The sequence below is a fragment of the Cupriavidus nantongensis genome (assembly GCF_041726985.1).
GTDB classification, from domain to species: domain Bacteria; phylum Pseudomonadota; class Gammaproteobacteria; order Burkholderiales; family Burkholderiaceae; genus Cupriavidus; species Cupriavidus nantongensis_A.
Map to the genome: position 1 here is coordinate 1,443,183 of NZ_CP168303.1, position 16,894 is coordinate 1,460,076.

A 16,894-nucleotide genomic window follows, 5' to 3' on the forward strand; every position below is an offset into this window, starting at 1 on the left:
GGCGCGCTAGCTGTTGCGCACCCAGGTCTTCCAGGCGATCCACAGCTTGCGCAGCGGCGTCAGCGCGATGCGCTGGTTCAGCACCTGGAACTGGCTGGCTTCGAGTTCGTCGAGCAGCGCATGGTAGATCGCGCCCATCAGCAGGCCGGCGCGCTGGGCGCGGCGATCCTGCCGCGGCAGCAGCGCCAGCGCCTCATGGTACAGCGCGCGGGCCCGGCCGGCGTGGTATTGCATCAGCGCGACAAAGCGATCGGAATGCTCACCCTTGAGGATCTCGGAAGCCGGCACCTGGAATTGCTGCAGCGTATTGACCGGCAGGTAGATGCGCCCGCGCCGCGCGTCCTCGCCGACATCGCGCAGGATATTCACCAGTTGCAGCGACTGGCCCAGTTTTTCGGCAAATACCAGCGTCTGCGGATCGGTGTAGCCGAACAGGCGCGCGCTGAGGGTGCCGACCACGCCGGCCACGCAGTGGCAGTAGCGCGCCAGGCCGGCTTCGTCGAGGTAGCGGGTCTGGGTCAGGTCCATTTCCATGCCTTCCAGCACCTCGGCCATTTCGGCCTGGCTCAGGCCGGCGCTGGCGACATGCGGCTGCAGGGCCTGGGTGGTGGGGTGGGTCGGCGCGCCGTCGAACAGGCGGCGCAGCTCGGCACGCCACCAGTCGAGCTGCTGGTGTGCCAGGCCGGCGTCATGGGTGTCGTCGACCACGTCGTCGACTTCGCGGCACCACGCGTACAGCGCGGTGATCGCGCGGCGGCGCTCGGCCGGCAGGAACAGGAAGCTGTAATAGAAGCTCGAGCCGCTCTGGGCGACTTTCTCTTGGCAATACTGATCGGGCGTCACGCCGGTCTCGGGTCGAAGAAATGTGGAAACCGCTGGTGAATCGCGGCAAATCGCAGCAAATCGCCGGATGAGCGGGGATTCCAGGCCGATGGGAGTCAGCCGAGTCGCGGTGCGCCGGCGGCGCGGCGGATTGTAGCACCGCGGCCCGGCTGGACCGGACGCGTACGGCGCAGTTCGCCGCGCTGTAGCGCCGCTGAAGCTTCCTTCCAGGCGTTTCGTCGCCTGCCGTTTGACGCACCCCGGGGCGGTCGTTATATTACTGACCGGCAAGTTATTTAGCCCCCGTGCCGCCGTCCGGACACCCGCCGGCCATCCGCCGGCCACCGTCAGGCTGCCACCCCTGCCGGCCCGATCGGGCGGCGTGAACCATGGTGGAGCGCGGCCCGCCCAGCAGTTGTACCCATTCCGACTCGTTGCCTACCGATGCCAGTGCTTTGCCAAGTGCCGGAAGTTGCGGCTGCAGATACCCCAGTCACCCCCGTCGTCACCGTGCCGCACCGGCAGGCCAGGCGCCGCGGCCGCGGCACGGCCGTGGCAGCGCTGTCGCTGGCCGGCGCGCTGGTCCTGGCGGGCTGCGGCAAGGCGCCCGAGCCTGCGCCGGAGATCCGCCCGGTGCGCATGATGCAGCTCAGCCCGCACAGCGGCAAGACCATCTTCGAGTTCTCCGGCGACGTACGCCCGCGCGTAGAGTCGCGGCTGGGTTTTCGCGTCGGCGGCAAGATCGCCGCGCGGCTGGTGGATGTCGGCGCCGTGGTCAGCAAGGGCCAGCCGCTGGCCCGGCTGGACCCGTCCGACCTGTCGCTGGCCGAAGCCGGCTCGCGAGCGCAGTTCGAGGCAGCTCGCACCGACCGCGACCTCGCCGCGGCCGACCTGAAGCGCTACAACGACCTGTTCGCCAAGGGCTTTATCAGCGCCGCCGAGCAGCACCGGCGCCAGGCCAGTTTCGATGCCGCCGAAGCGCGGCTGCGCCAGGCCCAGGCCGGGCTGCGCAGCCAGTCCAACCAGACCGCCTATGCCGTGCTGCATGCCGACGCCGACGGCGTGGTCACCGCGATCGACGCCGAGGTGGGCCAGGTGGTCACCCCCGGCCAGCCGGTGGTGCGGGTGGCGCAGACGGCCGAGAAGGAAGTCGCCATCGGCCTGCCCGAGGACCAGGTCGGCCTGCTGCGCGGCCTGACCGACGTGACCGTCCATACCTGGGCCGAGCCGCAGCGCGCGCTGCCCGGCCGCGTGCGCGAGATCGCCGCGGCGGCCGACCCGGTCACGCGCACCTACGCCACCCGCGTGAGCGTGCCCAACCCGCCCGCCGACCTCAAGCTGGGCATGACCGCGGTGGTGACCTTCGTTCGCAACGGCGCCGCCCCGGCGCTGCGCGTGCCGCTGACCGCGCTGCTGCAGGAGCAGGGCCGCGACGTGGTCTGGGTCTACGATGCCCCCTCCGGCACGGTCAAGCCGGTGGCGGTGTCGCTGGGCGAGGCCTTCGGCAACGAGATCGAGGTGCGCCAGGGCCTGGCGCCGGGCCAGACCATCGTCACCGCGGGCGTGCACCTGCTGCGCCCGGGGCAGAAGGTGCGACCGCTGCAGATGGTCGCGCCGGCGTCGGCCGCAGCCGCCACCCCGAAGCAGGGGTGAGCGGATGGACCATTCCCGCTTCAACCTGTCGCGCTGGGCGCTCGAACACCAGCCGCTGACCCGCTACCTGCTGGTAGTGCTGCTGCTTGGCGGCCTGCTGGCGTTCTTCCAGCTCGGTCAGGACGAGGACCCGCCGTTCACCTTCCGAGTGATGGTGGTGCAGGCCTTCTGGCCCGGCGCCACCGCCGAGCAGATCGCGGTCCAGGTCACCGACAAGATCGAGCGCCAGCTGCAGGAAGTGCCCTATGCAGACAAGATCCGCAGCTTTTCCAAGCCCGGCGAGACCACGGTGATCTTCCAGCTCAAGGACACCTCGCCCGCGAAAGAGACAGCGCAGGTCTGGTACACCGTGCGCAAGAAGATCGGCGACATCCAGCAGACCCTGCCGGCCGGCGTGCGCGGGCCGTTCTTCAACGACGAGTTCGGCGACGTCTACGGCACCATCTACGCGCTCTCGGCCGATGGCTTCAATTACAAGGAGCTGCGCGAATATGCCGACCTGGTGCGCCAGGAGTTGCTGCGCGTACCGTCGGTGGCCAAGGTCTCGCTGATCGGGCTGCAGGACGAGAAGGTCTACATCGAATTCAACCAGGCGCGCTTTGCCCAGCTGGGGCTGGACATCAACGCCATCGCCGACCAGATCTCGCAGCAGAACAACCTGACCGGCAGCGGCGTGCTGGTGACCCCGAGCGACAACCTGCAGGTGCGCCTGTCGGGCCAGTTCGCCAGCGTGGCGGACCTGGAGAACCTGGTGCTGCGCGGGCCCAACGGCATCGCCAATATCCGCCTGGGCGACATCGCGCACGTCTACCGCGGCTATGTCGACCCTACCCAGCAGCGCATGCGCTTCAATGGCAAGGACGTGATCGGGCTGGGCATCTCGATGCAGAAGGGCGGCGACATCATCGAGCTCGGCAAGAACCTGCGCAGCGCTTTCGACCGGCTGCGCGGCCAGCTGCCGGTGGGTATCGAGATGGACCAGGTGCAGGACCAGCCCGAGGCGGTGCAGCGCTCGGTGGGCGAGTTCGTGCGGGTGCTGATCGAGGCGGTGGTGATCGTGCTGGCGGTGAGCTTCGTCTCGCTTGGGCTGCACACGCGGCCGCTGCGGCTCGATGTGCGCCCGGGCCTGGTGGTGGCGCTGACCATCCCGCTGGTGCTGGCGGTGACGTTCCTGTTCATGAACATCTTCGGCATCGGCCTGCACAAGATCTCGCTGGGCGCGCTGATCGTGGCGCTGGGGCTGCTGGTCGATGACGCCATCATCGCGGTCGAGATGATGGTGCGCAAGCTGGAAGAGGGCTTCTCCAAGATGGAGGCCGCCACCTTCGCCTATACCTCGACCGCGATGCCGATGCTGACCGGCACGCTGATCACCGCGGCGGGCTTCCTGCCGGTGGGGCTGGCGCGTTCGACCGTAGGCGAGTACACCTTCGCCATCTTCGCGGTGACGGCGCTGGCGCTGGTGCTGTCGTGGCTGGCGGCGGTCTACTTCACGCCGTACCTGGGCTACCTGCTGCTCAAGACCCGCGGCCCGGGCGCGGGCGAGGCCCACGAGGTCTTCGACACGCCGTTCTACGCGCGCTTCCGCCGGCTGGTGGACTGGTGCGTCACCTGGCGCAAGCTGGTGATCGCGATCACGCTGGTGGCGTTCGCGCTGGGCATCTACGCCTTCAAGTTCGTCGAGAAGCAGTTCTTCCCGGATTCCAGCCGCCCGGAGCTGATGGTGGAACTGTGGATGCCCGAGGGCACCAGCTTTGCGCAAATGGAAACCGAAGCGAAGCGCTTCGAGCAACGGATCGGCAAGGACCGCGAGGTCGCCAGCCTGACCACCTTCGTCGGCACCGGCGCGCCGCGCTTCTACCTGCCGCTGGACCAGATCTTCCCGCAGACCAACGTGGCGCAGGTGATCGTGATGCCGGCCAGCACTGAAGTGCGCGACGCGCTGCGCCGCCGCATCATCCAGCTGCTCGACGCCGAGTTCCCGTACCTGCGCGGGCGCGTCAAGCTGCTGCCCAACGGGCCGCCGGTGGCCTATCCGGTGCAGTTCCGCGTGATCGGCCCGGACGCCGCCGCCGTGCGCCGCCTGGCCGACCAGGTCAAGGCCGAGATGCGCGCCAACCCCAACACCGTCGGCGTCAACGACAACTGGAACGAGAACGTCAAGATGCTGCGCCTGGAGATCGACCAGGACAAGGCGCGCGCGCTCGGCGTGACCACCCAGGCCATCGCGCGCGTCACGCAGACGGTGCTGAGCGGCGTGCCGGTGGGCCAGTACCGCGACGGCGACAAGCTGATCGACATCCTGATGCGCACGCCGCGCAATGAGCGCGACGCGATCTCGGACCTGAACAACATGCTGGTGCCGACCAACACCGGACGCGTGGTGCCGCTGACGCAGGTGGCGCGCGTGACGCTGCGCTCCGAGCCCGGCGTGGTCTGGCGCGAGAACCGCGACTTCGGCGTGACCGTGCAGGCCGACGTGGTCGACGGCATCCAGGGCCCGACCGTCACCGCGCAGATCAACCCCAAGCTGGACACGCTGCGCGCGCAGTTGCCGCCGGGCTACCGCATCACCGTGGCGGGCGCGGAGGAGGAAAGCGGCAAGGCCGGGGCCTCGATCGCGGCGCAGCTGCCGCTGTGCATCTTCATCATCTTCACGCTGCTGATGCTGCAGCTCCACAGCTTCTCGCGCGCGGCCATGGTGTTCCTGACCGGCCCGCTCGGGCTGATCGGTGCCGCCGCCACGCTGTTGCTGCTGCGTGCGCCGATGGGCTTCGTCGCGCAGCTGGGCATCACCGCGCTGCTGGGCATGATCATCCGCAACTCGGTGATCCTGGTCGACCAGATCGAACAGGACATCCGCGCCGGCGTGCCGCAATGGACCGCCATCGTCGAGGCCGCGGTGCGCCGCTTCCGCCCGATCATCCTGACGGCCGCCGCGGCCGTGCTGGCGATGATCCCGCTGTCGCGCTCGATGTTCTGGGGACCGATGGCGGTGGCCATCATGGGCGGGCTGATCATCGCCACGGTGCTGACGCTGCTGTTCCTGCCCGCGCTGTACGCGGCATGGTTCCGCGTGCGGCGGCCCGAAGACGGACCGGGCGCCGTGGCCGTGTGACGGCCGGCGCCAGGGTCCTGCGCCACTGCAGCAGGGTGCGCCTAGTTGCAGATCGTGCCGGGAACTGGCTTGCCGGAGGCGGTCAGCCCCTGGCAGGCATCGCCGCTGGCCAGGCTGGTGTCTGACGCCGACGCCGGCGACAGCTTCAGCTTGCCGGCCACGGTGCAGCAGCCGCGCGGCGGTGGCGGGTTGGGGCTGCGTTTGATAGTGGTGCCGGTTATCGTGGCTGGGGCGCTCGGGGTTACCGAAGTGGTCGGAACCGGAGTCACCTCCGCCGCCGGCGTGGCAGCCGCTGCGGCAGCACCGGCCTTTGGCGGTCCGCCTGCCTCGGCGGACTCGTCCACTTCAGGATAGACGCATTGCCCGTGGTGGCAGATCCGCTCACCTTTGCACTGCATGTCGTACTGGCATCCGGCGGCGTGTGCGAGCGATGTCCAGCCAGCGGCCATCGACGCTGCCAACAGCAAGGCAGGGAATTTCATATGCCCTCCGATCAGGGCTGAGGTGATCATGCCGGGCACTGCCTGAGCAGCGCGCACGGCAGCCCGACATCTTCAGCATAGATCGCCGCACGGGTCCGCGAAAGGCGGTGCCACTCAGGTGTTCTACCACCTGCGGCAAGCGCCTCGCATCGGTGCAAACGCGCGCGTCATCGCTTCGGCACGGAGCGGTTGCCGCATGGCCGATCGAAATCCGAGATGGGGGAAGGTTGTCAGCCCGCCACTTGGAAGGCGGGTGGTGCGAGGGAGGGGACTCGAACCCCTACACCATTGCTGGCGTCAGGACCTAAACCTGGTGCGTCTACCAATTTCGCCACCCTCGCGGTCCTTGCGGCGCTGCCCGGGCGGGCGGCCGCGATGCTCGTTGCCGGAGACGAAAGCAAAAAAGGCGGCTGGAAGTGCCCGCCTTTGCCGTCTTCTTGCCGGATCTGCCGCCGGCAGCCCGCAGTGCAACGAGGTTGCGGATTGTAGCGCAAGGCGCGGGGGGAATCCAGCCCCGTGGCGACTGCGCGCCCCGGCAGGCCCGTGCGGCTATATTGTCGGCTTTCCCGACCTTCGTCCCTGCCCGTGATTGCCGTTCCGACCCTGACCCCGCTGCGCTGGCGCCTGCTGTTCTGGGCCAGCGCCGCCGCCGTGCTGGCGCTGTCGCTGATGCCGCCGACGCAGCCGCTGCCGACCACCGGCTGGGACAAGGCCAACCATGCGCTGGGGTTTGCGCTGCTGGGCCTGCTGGGCGCACGCGCCTATGCCGCGCGCGGCTGGCCGCTGTGGCTGGGCCTGGTCGTGTATGGCGGCGTGATAGAGCTGCTGCAGGGGCAGACCGGCTACCGCGAGGCCGACTGGCTCGACCTGCTCGCCGACACGGTCGGCGTGGCCGCGGCCCTGGCGCTGGACTGGCTGGTGCGCCGGCTCAGCGCTCCTCGGCTTCGAGCGTGAAGCCGGCGCCGTCGTCCTGGCCGAGCAGGTCGACCAGCACCGGCATGGCCTGCTGCAGCGATTCCTGCAGCCGCCACGGCGGGTTGACGATGAACATGCCGCTGCCGTGCAGGCCCAGGCCGCCTTCGACCGGGCGCTTGACCGTCAGGGTCACATGCAGCCAGCTCTTGAGCGGCAGGCCCTTCAGCTGCGCCGGCAACTGCAGCGCTTCGCGCCGCTGCACCTGCGGATACCAGACCGCATAGACGCCGGTGGCAAAACGCTCCAGCCCGTCGCGCACGGTCTGCACGGTGCGCGCGTAGTCCTGCTTGTCTTCGTACGACGGATCGACCAGCACCAGCGCGCGCCGCGGCGGCGGCGGCAGGATCGCCTTGATACCGCCAAAGCCGTCGCCGTCGTACAGCATCACGCGGCGTCCGGCGCCGCGGAAGTTGTCGCGCAGGACCTGGATCTCGGTGCTGTGCAATTCGAACAGCCGCAAGCGGTCGTGCTCGCGCAGCATCTGCCAGGCCAGCCAGGGGGAGCCGGGGTAGTGGCGCAGGTTGCCGTCCGGGTTGAGCGCGCGCACCTGGTCCAGGTATTCGTCCAGCATCTGCGGCAGCTGGGCGCCGCTTGCGGCGGCGCGCCACAGCGGCGCGATGCCGGTCTCGAATTCGGCCTTCTTCTGTGCGTAGGCGTGGTCCAGCGCATAGAGGCCGGCGCCGGCATGGGTGTCGATGTACCAGAATGCCTTGTCCTTCTGCGCCAGGTGCTCCAGCAGTTGCACCACGACGGCGTGCTTGAGGACATCGGCGTGATTGCCGGCATGGAAGGCGTGACGATAGCTGAGCATGTGGAGCAGGGCGCCTGGCGGCGCAAGATCGGAGGCGGACGGCGAGGCGGTCCGCGGCAAGGCCGCTATGCTACCATCCGGCGCCAGTTGCTCTTCCTGGCCTCTCCCACGCCCGTGGTACTCCGGCCGGGGCAATTCGCTTCCACAGAGTTTTCCATCCATGCCGCGCGCACTCGAGCCCGCCGAGCCGATCCTGTCGGCCGAGGGCACTCCGTATTCGCCCCGCTACGACGACGTCTACCACAGCACCGAAGGCGGCCTGGCGCAGGCGGCCCACGTCTTCCTCGGCGGCAATGGCTTGCCCGGGGCATGGGGCGGCAAGCGGCAGTTCGTCATCGTCGAGACCGGCTTCGGCCAGGGGCTGAATTTCCTGGCGACCTGGCAGGCGTGGCGCGACGATCCGCAGCGCTGCGGCACGCTGCATTTCGTCTCGCTCGAAAAGCATCCGTTCACGCGTGAGGGGCTGGCGCAGCTGCATGCCAGCCTGGACGGGCTGCAGCCGCTGGCGCGGGCGCTGCAGGCGCAATGGCCGCTGGCGCTGCCGGGCCTGCACCGGCTCGCGTTCGACCAGGGCCGCGTGGTGCTGACGCTGGCGCTGGGCGATGCCGAAGCGATGCTGCCGCGGCTGGCCGCCGGCGCCGACGCCTTCTACCTTGACGGCTTCTCGCCGGCGCGCAATGCCGAGATGTGGTCGGCGCCGGTGTTCCGCGGCCTGGCGCGGCTGGCGCGTCCCGGTGCCACGCTTGCGACGTATACCGCCGCGGGCTTTGTGCGGCGCGGGCTGAAGGAGGTTGGCTTCGAGGTCGGCAAGGCCCCCGGCTTTGGCGGCAAGCGCGACATGACCGTCGCGCGCTTTCGCCCGCAATGGAAATCGCGCCGCCACGCTCCGCCGCTGCCGGCGCAATGGCCGGAACGCCATGCCATCGTGGTCGGTGCCGGACTGGCCGGCTGCGCCGTGACCGAGCGCCTCGCCGCGCGCGGCTGGCGTGTGACCCTGTTCGACGCCCACGACGGGCCGGCGCGGCAGACCTCGGCGCATCGCGCCGCGGCCATGCATGCGCATGTGTCGGCCGATGACAGCCTGCTGTCGCGGCTGTCGCGCGCCGGCAACCAGTACGCGCTGCGCGCCTGGGCGGCGCTGGCGGAGGCCGGGCATCCGGTCGGCTGGCACGGCTGCGGCGTGCTGCAGATCGGCGAGGACGAGGCCGAAGGCGAGGCCCAGCGCGCCGCCCTGGCGGCGATGGGCTTGCCGCCGGAGTTCGTGCGTTGGATGAGCGCCGCCGAGGCGGCCTCGGCGCATCGCGCCGGCGTGCCGCGCGGCGGCCTGTGGTTCCCGCAGGGTGGATGGGTCGCGCCGCCGGACATCTGCACGGCGCAGCTGGCGCGTGCAGGGGACGCTGTCACGGCGCGCTTCGGCTGCCGGGTCGCCGCGATCGCGCCTGTCGACGGGCAATGGCAGGCACTTGCGCAAGACGGCGCCGTGCTGGCGTCGGCACCGGTGCTGGTGTTGGCCAACGCACATGAAGCGCAGCAACTGCTGCCGCAGCGACACTGGACCCTGCGCCGAGTGCGCGGGCAACTGACCACGCTGGCCGCCGCACAGGTCGACGCGCTCGGCGGCTGGCCCGACTGCGTGGTGACGGGTGCCGGCTACCTGCTGCCGCGTGCCGCCGACGGCAGCGGCCGCGTCGGCTCCAGCTATGACGAAGACACCGGCCCGCTGGTAGAGCAGCCGGCGGTCCACGCGGCCAACCTGGCCCGGCTGGCCGGCCTGCTGCCGGACCAGGCCGGCGCGGTAGCCTCGCTCGATCCCGTCACGTTGTCGGGCTATGTCGGCGTGCGTACCGTCACGCACAACCGGCTGCCGCTGATCGGGCAAGTGCCCGACGAGGCCGCCGCGGTGGCTCAGGCGGCGTCGCTGCGCGGTGCGCACCTGCGCGACCTGCCGCGCCTGCCCGGGCTCTATGCGGCGCTGGCCTATGCCTCGCGCGGGCTCACCTGGGCCGCGCTGGGCGCGGAACTGATCGCCAGCCAGATCGAAGGCGAGCCGCTGCCGCTGGAGTCGGACCTGGCCGATGCGATGGATCCGGCACGCCTGCTGCTGCGCGCGCTGCGCCATGGGCAGGCAGCGTAGCGCGGCGCAGCGACGCTGCATGGTTGCGGCGCGTGCCGGGCAAAATCTGCCGGAAGCGAATCAAAACCGTGCGATAATCCCCGTTTTCCGTTTGCGCGGAGCTTTCCGTTCGCCGGTGCGCTGCCCTGGCCGTCCTGTCGCGACGGCGCCGTGGCGGTAAAGCGGACGGTACGCGTACAAGACGGCAGCACCTACGAACACAACTACATTTCTGGATTGGATCTACGACCATGTCGAACGTGATTGAGAACCTCGGCAAGCTGGACCGCAAGGTGACCCTGGCCATCCCCAAGGCCGAAGTGGAAAAGGAAAAGCAGGAGCGCCTGGTTCGCCTGTCGAAGACCGTGAAGATGTCGGGCTTCCGTCCGGGCAAGGTGCCGATGAAGATGGTCGAGAAGCAGTACGGCCAACAGGTCGAGTTCGAAGTCCGCTTCGACAAGGCCGCGCGCAAGTTCTTCGACATCACCAAGGAACAGGACGTCAAGGTTGCCGGCCAGCCCAAGTTCGAGATCAAGAACGAAGGCGTGGGCGAAGATGAAGTGGCGTTCGACGCCACCTTCGAGGTGTACCCCGAAGTGACCATCGGCGACCTGTCGGCGGCCGAAGTCACCCGCACCAGCACCGAGATCACCGACGCCGAAGTCGACAAGACCATCGACATCCTGCGCAAGCAGCGCGTGCACTACCACGCCCGCGGCGAAGCCGGCGAGCATGGCGACGGCGGTGCCGACGTCACCGCCCAGAACGGCGACCGCGTGACGCTGGACTTCGTCGGCAAGATCGACGGCGAAGAGTTCGCCGGCGGCAAGGCCGAGGACTTCCCGTTCGTGCTGGGCGAAGGCCGCATGCTGCCCGAGTTCGAGCAGGCCGCGCTGGGCCTGAAGGTCGGCGAAAGCAAGACCTTCCCGCTGGCCTTCCCGGCCGACTACCACGGCAAGGAAGTGGCCGGCAAGACCGCCGAGTTCACCGTGACCCTGAAGAAGATCGAATGGGCCCACCTGCCGGAAGTGAATGAAGCCTTCGCCAAGTCGCTGGGCATCGCCGACGGCAGCGTCGACAAGATGCGCGCCGACATCCGCGAGAACCTCGAGCGCGAAGTGAAGCGCCGCACGCACGCCATGCTGAAGGACCAGGTCATGGAAGCGCTGCTGAAGGCGAGCGAGCTGGACGTGCCCAAGGCCCTGATCGAGCAGGACCAGGAGCGCCTGGTGGAAATGGCCCGCCGCGACCTGGAGCAGCGTGGCATGCCCAACGCCAAGGACATGCCGATCCCGGCCGAGATGTTCGCCCAGCAGGCCGAGCGCCGCGTCAAGCTGGGCCTGATCCTGGCCGAGATCGTCAAGGCCAACGGCCTGGAAGCCAAGGCCGACCAGATCAAGGCCGAGATCGAGGACTTCGCCAAGAGCTACGAGGACCCGAAGGAAGTCATGCGCTGGTACTACGGCGACCAGCAGCGCCTGGCCGAAATGGAAGCCTACGTGCTCGAAAACAACGTGGTAAATTTCGTGTGCGGCAAGGCCAAGGTCACCGACAAGAAGGTGTCCTTCGAGGAACTCACCGCCGAAGGCAACCAGCAGCAAGCCTGAGGCCGGAAGTAGCCGGCAGCCCCGCGCCACGGTGCGGGGCCGGGACTTCCCGAGTTACCCGGATTGCCTTGCGATCCGACGAATCCATGGAGAACATGCATGACCCGCAATGATTTGCTTGACCGTCTCGCCACCACGCAGGCTTCGGCACTGGAAACCCAGGGCCTGGGGCTGGTGCCGATGGTCGTCGAGCAGTCCGGCCGGGGCGAGCGCGCCTATGACATCTACTCGCGCCTGCTGAAGGAGCGCGTGGTGTTCATGGTGGGCGAGGTCAACGACCAGACCGCCAACCTGGTGGTGGCACAGCTGCTGTTCCTGGAAAGCGAGAACCCCGACAAGGACGTGTCCCTGTACATCAATTCGCCGGGTGGTTCGGTGTCGGCGGGGCTGGCCATCTACGACACCATGCAGTTCATCAAGCCCGACGTCTCGACGCTGTGCATGGGCATGGCGGCCAGCATGGGCGCCTTCCTGCTGGCGGCAGGCGCCAAGGGCAAGCGTTCGGCGCTGCCCAACTCGCGCATCATGATCCACCAGCCGCTGGGCGGCGCGCGCGGCCAGGCCTCGGACATCGAAATCCAGGCGCGCGAGATCCTGTACCTGCGCGAGCGGCTCAACACCATCCTGTCGGAAGTGACCGGCCAGCCGGTCGAGAAGATTGCGCGCGACACCGATCGCGACAACTTCATGAGCGGCGACCAGGCGGTCGACTACGGCCTGATCGACAAGGTGCTCGCCCGCCGCGGCTGATGCGGCGCGCCGCCGTGGCCTCTGATGCGACGGCGGCCAGCCACACTGGCTGGGCTCAAATGGCGAAGGCTACACCGGAACGAGGCCCCGTGCCTCGTTTTTTGCATCGGAACCTGTGAAACGGGGCCTTGGCCCCACAGCCGGGGGGAACCGCCGGTGGTGCCAATTGTTTTGGCGTATGATGCGTTTGAAGCGTATCGCCGAGGAGCCTGTCGCCCCGCGGTGTGCGCCCTGCAAAAGTGACTGATTCCTATGGCGGACAAAAAAGGTTCATCCAGCGAAAAGCTTCTGTACTGCTCCTTCTGCGGCAAGAGCCAGCATGAGGTCAAGAAGCTGATTGCCGGCCCGTCGGTGTTCATTTGCGACGAATGCATCGACCTGTGCAACGAGATCATTCGCGACGAGGCCACGGCATCCGAGAAAGACGCCGCCGCGGCCGCGCGCTCCGACCTGCCCACGCCCCACGAGATCCGCGAAAGCCTGGACCAGTATGTGATTGGCCAGGAACAGGCCAAGAAGATCCTGGCCGTGGCGGTCTACAACCATTACAAGCGCCTCAAGCACCTCGGCAAGAAGGATGACGTCGAGCTGTCCAAGAGCAACATCCTGCTGATCGGGCCCACCGGCTCGGGCAAGACGCTGCTCGCGCAGACGCTGGCGCGCCTGCTCAACGTCCCGTTCGTGATCGCCGACGCGACCACGCTGACCGAAGCCGGCTACGTCGGCGAGGACGTCGAGAACATCATCCAGAAGCTGCTGCAGAACTGCAATTACGAAGTCGAGAAGGCGCAGCGCGGCATTGTCTACATCGACGAGATCGACAAGATCTCGCGCAAGTCGGACAACCCGTCGATTACCCGCGACGTGTCCGGCGAAGGCGTGCAGCAGGCCCTGCTCAAGCTGATCGAAGGCACCATGGCATCGGTGCCGCCGCAGGGCGGCCGCAAGCATCCGAACCAGGACTTCCTGCAGGTGGACACGACCAACATCCTGTTCATTTGCGGCGGCGCCTTCGATGGCCTGGAGAAGGTCATCATGCAGCGCTCGGACAAGACCGGCATCGGCTTTGCCGCGCAGGTCAAGAGCAAGGAAGAGCGCGACGTCAGCGAAGTGCTGCCGCAGACCGAGCCGGAAGACCTGATCAAGTTCGGCCTGATCCCGGAACTGATCGGCCGCCTGCCGGTGGTGGCAACACTGGCGAAGCTGGACGAGGCCGCGCTGATGCAGATCCTGGTCGAGCCCAAGAATGCGCTGGTCAAGCAATACCAGAAGCTGCTGGCGATGGAAGGCGTCGAGCTCGAAATCCGCCCGGGTGCGCTGAGCGCCATCGCGCGCAAGGCGATCCGCCGCAAGACCGGTGCCCGCGGGCTGCGCTCGATCCTGGAGCAGTCGCTGATGGACGTCATGTATGACTTGCCTAATTACAAGGGCGTGCAAAAGGTGGTGATCGATGAAAATACGATCAACGGCGATGCACCGCCGCTGCTGATGTATGAGGAGCAGCAGCCCAAGGTGGCAGGGTCTAACTGACGCGAGGGCTGCCAGAGTGGTCAGAGGTCGGCACCACACGGGCAGCAGGGCGGAAAAGGCCGTTCGCGTAGAAGCGAGCGGCTTTTTTTGTTTATTTCTACCGACGAGAGGGAGGAAACGCGGGTATGCTGTTTCAGAGGGGCCACCAAGTGCAGGTAGCGGCATCTGCCTGCCTTGATGAATCGATTGGCACGTATCTTGTAATCGATTCGGGCGGCCCAATTTACGCCTTAAATGACTGACTTGGGGAAAATGATGTCCGGAACACAACTCCTCCCGGCCGAGCCGATTCGCCTCCCACTGTTGCCGCTGCGCGACGTGGTGGTGTTTCCGCACATGGTGATCCCGCTGTTCGTGGGACGCCCAAAGTCCATCAAGGCGCTTGAGACTGCGATGGAGGCGGGCAAGAGCATCATGCTCGTGGCCCAGAAGACGGCGGCCAAGGACGAGCCGACCGCCGACGACCTGTACGAGGTCGGCTGCATCGCCAATATCCTGCAAATGCTGAAGCTGCCCGACGGTACCGTGAAGGTGCTGGTCGAGGGCACCCAGCGCGCAAACATCCGCGAGGTGAGCGAGGACGATTCGCACTTCATGTGCGAAGCCGTGCCGGTGCCGCCCGCACCTGGCGAAAGCGCCGAGACCGAGGCCCTGCGCCGCGCGATCGTGTCGCAGTTCGACCAGTACGTGAAGCTCAACAAGAAGATCCCGCCGGAGATCCTGACCTCGCTGTCGGGCATCGACGAGGCCGGGCGCCTGGCGGACACCATCGCCGCGCACCTGCCGATCAAGCTCGAGCAGAAGCAGAAGATCCTGGAGATGGTCAACGTGACCGAGCGCCTGGAAAGCCTGCTGTCGCAGCTCGAGGGCGAGATCGACATCCTGCAGGTCGAAAAGCGCATCCGTGGCCGCGTCAAGCGCCAGATGGAGAAGAGCCAGCGCGAGTACTACCTGAACGAGCAGGTCAAGGCCATCCAGAAGGAACTGGGCGAGGGCGAAGAAGGCGCCGACCTGGAAGAACTCGACAAGCGCATCAAGGCTGCGCGCATGCCGAAGGAAGCCAAGAAGAAGGCCGACGCCGAATTCAAGAAGCTCAAGCTGATGTCGCCGATGTCGGCCGAGGCCACCGTCGTGCGCAACTACATCGACACGCTGGTGAACCTGCCGTGGCGCAAGAAGAGCAAGGTCAACAACGACCTCGCCAACGCCGAGCGCGTGCTGGATGAAGACCACTACGGCCTGGAGAAGGTCAAGGAACGCATTCTCGAGTACCTCGCGGTGCAACAGCGCGTGGACAAGGTGAAGGCACCCATCCTCTGCCTGGTCGGGCCTCCCGGCGTGGGCAAGACCTCGCTCGGCCAGTCGGTGGCGCGCGCGACGAACCGCAAGTTCGTGCGCATGGCACTGGGTGGCGTGCGCGACGAGGCCGAGATCCGCGGCCACCGCCGGACCTACATCGGGTCGATGCCGGGCAAGATCCTGCAGAGCCTGTCCAAGGTCGGCGTGCGCAATCCGCTCTTCCTGCTCGATGAGATCGACAAGATGGGCCAGGATTTCCGCGGCGATCCGTCGTCGGCGCTGCTCGAGGTGCTGGATCCGGAACAGAACCACACGTTCCAGGACCACTACATCGAGGTCGACTTCGACCTGTCCGACGTGATGTTCGTGGCGACGTCGAACTCGCTGAACATTCCGCCGCCGCTGCTCGACCGTATGGAAGTGATCCGCCTGTCGGGTTACACCGAGGAAGAGAAGCTCAACATCGCCACGCGTTACCTGCTGCCGAAGCAGATCAAGAACAATGGTCTGAAGGCGGGCGAGATCGAGGTCACCGATGCGGCGATCCGCGACATCATCCGCTACTACACGCGCGAAGCCGGTGTGCGTTCGCTCGAGCGCGAGGTGTCCAAGATCGCCCGCAAGGCGGTCAAGCTGCTGCTGCTGAAGAAGGAGTCGGGCACGATCAAGGTCGATTCGGACAACCTCGACAAGTTCCTGGGCGTGCGCAAGTACGACTTCGGCCTGGCCGGCAAGGAAAACCAGGTGGGCCAGGTGACCGGGCTGGCGTGGACCGAGGTGGGCGGCGACCTGCTGACCATCGAAGCCGCGATCATGCCGGGCAAGGGCAACATCACCCGCACCGGTTCGCTGGGCGATGTGATGAAGGAGTCGGTCGAGGCCGCGCGTTCGGTGGTGCGTTCGCGGGCACGCCGCCTGGGCATCACGGATGAGATGTTCGAGAAGCGCGACATCCACATCCACGTGCCCGAAGGCGCCACGCCCAAGGACGGCCCGTCTGCGGGCGGTGCCATGACCACGGCGCTGGTGTCGGTACTGACCGGCATCCCGGTGCGCGCGGATGTCGCCATGACCGGCGAGATCACGCTGCGCGGCGAGGTGCTGCCGATCGGCGGCCTCAAGGAGAAGCTGCTGGCAGCCCACCGCGGCGGCATCAAGCTGGTGCTGATCCCCGAGGAAAACGTCAAGGACCTGGCCGAGATCCCGGACAACGTCAAGAACGCCATCGAGATCGTGCCGGTGCGCTGGATCGACAAGGTGCTGGAACTGGCGCTCGAGCGCAAGCCCGAGGCCCTGCCGGAAGAGGATGCCAAGCCCGCCGAGGTGGCGGACAAGGCCACGGCCAAGGTCGAGCGCCTGCACCACTGACGACGCCTCCGCCGCATGAACAAAACGCCGCAGGGCAGCGATGCCCGGCGGCGTTTTTTTTTGTCCGCGCGGGCCTTGGCAAACCGAAATCACATGTATTAAACTTGCGCCCTCGCAACGCAAACCACGGTATCCGCCGCGAGGTGCGGAGCGTTCAGCAAGTTGCAGGCAGACAGCCTGCGATGGTCGAGCGGGTGCTTAGCTCAGTTGGTAGAGCGGCGCCCTTACAAGGCGTAGGTCGGGGGTTCGAACCCCTCAGCACCCACCACCGCTCCACCAGCAAGAATCAAGGACTTAGAGCGATCTGGGTCCTTTTTTTATGCCGGTTTCACCACCCCGTATCCGGGCCAGAAAGATTCTCTACCA

Annotated in this window: 11 protein-coding genes and 2 tRNA genes; 9 read left to right on the forward strand and 4 right to left on the reverse strand. The window is 67.3% G+C overall.

All coding sequences use genetic code 11. The features are described from left to right. Window positions 1-6: 6 nt before the first annotated feature. A complete protein-coding gene (hpnD, locus tag ACEI37_RS17985) occupies window positions 7-843 on the reverse strand; it encodes a presqualene diphosphate synthase HpnD (protein ID WP_373380027.1) in 837 nt (278 codons plus the stop codon). Window positions 844-1,266: 423 nt separating this feature from the next. Between hpnD and ACEI37_RS17990 the strand changes: the two genes are divergently transcribed. Next, window positions 1,267-2,475: an efflux RND transporter periplasmic adaptor subunit gene (locus ACEI37_RS17990; protein ID WP_373380028.1), complete on the forward strand. Its 1,209-nt coding sequence runs from the start codon at window positions 1,267-1,269 to the stop codon at window positions 2,473-2,475. Between the two features lie 4 nt (window positions 2,476-2,479). Continuing rightward, a complete protein-coding gene (locus ACEI37_RS17995) occupies window positions 2,480-5,593 on the forward strand; it encodes an efflux RND transporter permease subunit (protein WP_373380029.1) in 3,114 nt (1,037 codons plus the stop codon). Window positions 5,594-5,634: 41 nt separating this feature from the next. Here the strand turns inward: ACEI37_RS17995 and ACEI37_RS18000 are convergent, their stop codons facing one another. Both ACEI37_RS18000 and ACEI37_RS18005 read right to left on the reverse strand, forming a co-directional pair. Beyond that, entirely contained in the window at window positions 5,635-6,075 is a 441-nt protein-coding gene (locus ACEI37_RS18000) for a hypothetical protein (protein WP_373380272.1), read from the reverse strand. A 254-nt stretch (window positions 6,076-6,329) separates the two neighbouring features. Next, window positions 6,330-6,416: transfer RNA gene (locus ACEI37_RS18005), tRNA-Leu, on the reverse strand. 238 nt (window positions 6,417-6,654) lie between these two features. On the opposite strand from ACEI37_RS18005, the gene ACEI37_RS18010 reads away from it, so the two are divergent. Then, window positions 6,655-7,029, forward strand: coding sequence for a VanZ family protein (locus tag ACEI37_RS18010; RefSeq protein ID WP_373380273.1), 375 nt, complete (start codon window positions 6,655-6,657; stop codon window positions 7,027-7,029). Here the strand turns inward: ACEI37_RS18010 and ACEI37_RS18015 are convergent. Further along, window positions 7,004-7,861, reverse strand: coding sequence for a 23S rRNA (adenine(2030)-N(6))-methyltransferase RlmJ (locus ACEI37_RS18015; protein WP_373380030.1), 858 nt, complete (start codon window positions 7,859-7,861; stop codon window positions 7,004-7,006). The genes ACEI37_RS18010 and ACEI37_RS18015 overlap by 26 nt on opposite strands. Window positions 7,862-8,021: 160 nt before the next feature. Between ACEI37_RS18015 and mnmC the strand changes: the two genes are divergently transcribed. From mnmC to ACEI37_RS18045, 6 genes are all read left to right on the forward strand, one after another. Next, complete coding sequence (mnmC, locus tag ACEI37_RS18020) at window positions 8,022-9,995, forward strand: bifunctional tRNA (5-methylaminomethyl-2-thiouridine)(34)-methyltransferase MnmD/FAD-dependent 5-carboxymethylaminomethyl-2-thiouridine(34) oxidoreductase MnmC (RefSeq protein WP_373380031.1); 1,974 nt, start codon at window positions 8,022-8,024, stop codon at window positions 9,993-9,995. 230 nt (window positions 9,996-10,225) lie between these two features. After that, entirely contained in the window at window positions 10,226-11,581 is a 1,356-nt protein-coding gene (gene tig, locus ACEI37_RS18025; RefSeq protein WP_116294952.1) for a trigger factor, read from the forward strand. Between the two features lie 99 nt (window positions 11,582-11,680). Continuing rightward, complete coding sequence (gene clpP / locus ACEI37_RS18030; RefSeq protein WP_011615108.1) at window positions 11,681-12,331, forward strand: ATP-dependent Clp endopeptidase proteolytic subunit ClpP; 651 nt, start codon at window positions 11,681-11,683, stop codon at window positions 12,329-12,331. A gap of 252 nt (window positions 12,332-12,583) precedes the next feature. Then, window positions 12,584-13,861 (forward strand): ATP-dependent Clp protease ATP-binding subunit ClpX, encoded by a 1,278-nt coding sequence (gene clpX, locus ACEI37_RS18035; protein ID WP_012352668.1) that lies wholly within the window; start codon window positions 12,584-12,586, stop codon window positions 13,859-13,861. Window positions 13,862-14,116: 255 nt separating this feature from the next. Further along, a complete protein-coding gene (gene lon / locus ACEI37_RS18040; protein ID WP_115681436.1) occupies window positions 14,117-16,528 on the forward strand; it encodes an endopeptidase La in 2,412 nt (803 codons plus the stop codon). Between the two features lie 192 nt (window positions 16,529-16,720). Continuing rightward, window positions 16,721-16,796 (forward strand) — tRNA-Val (locus ACEI37_RS18045). Window positions 16,797-16,894 lie beyond the last annotated feature (98 nt).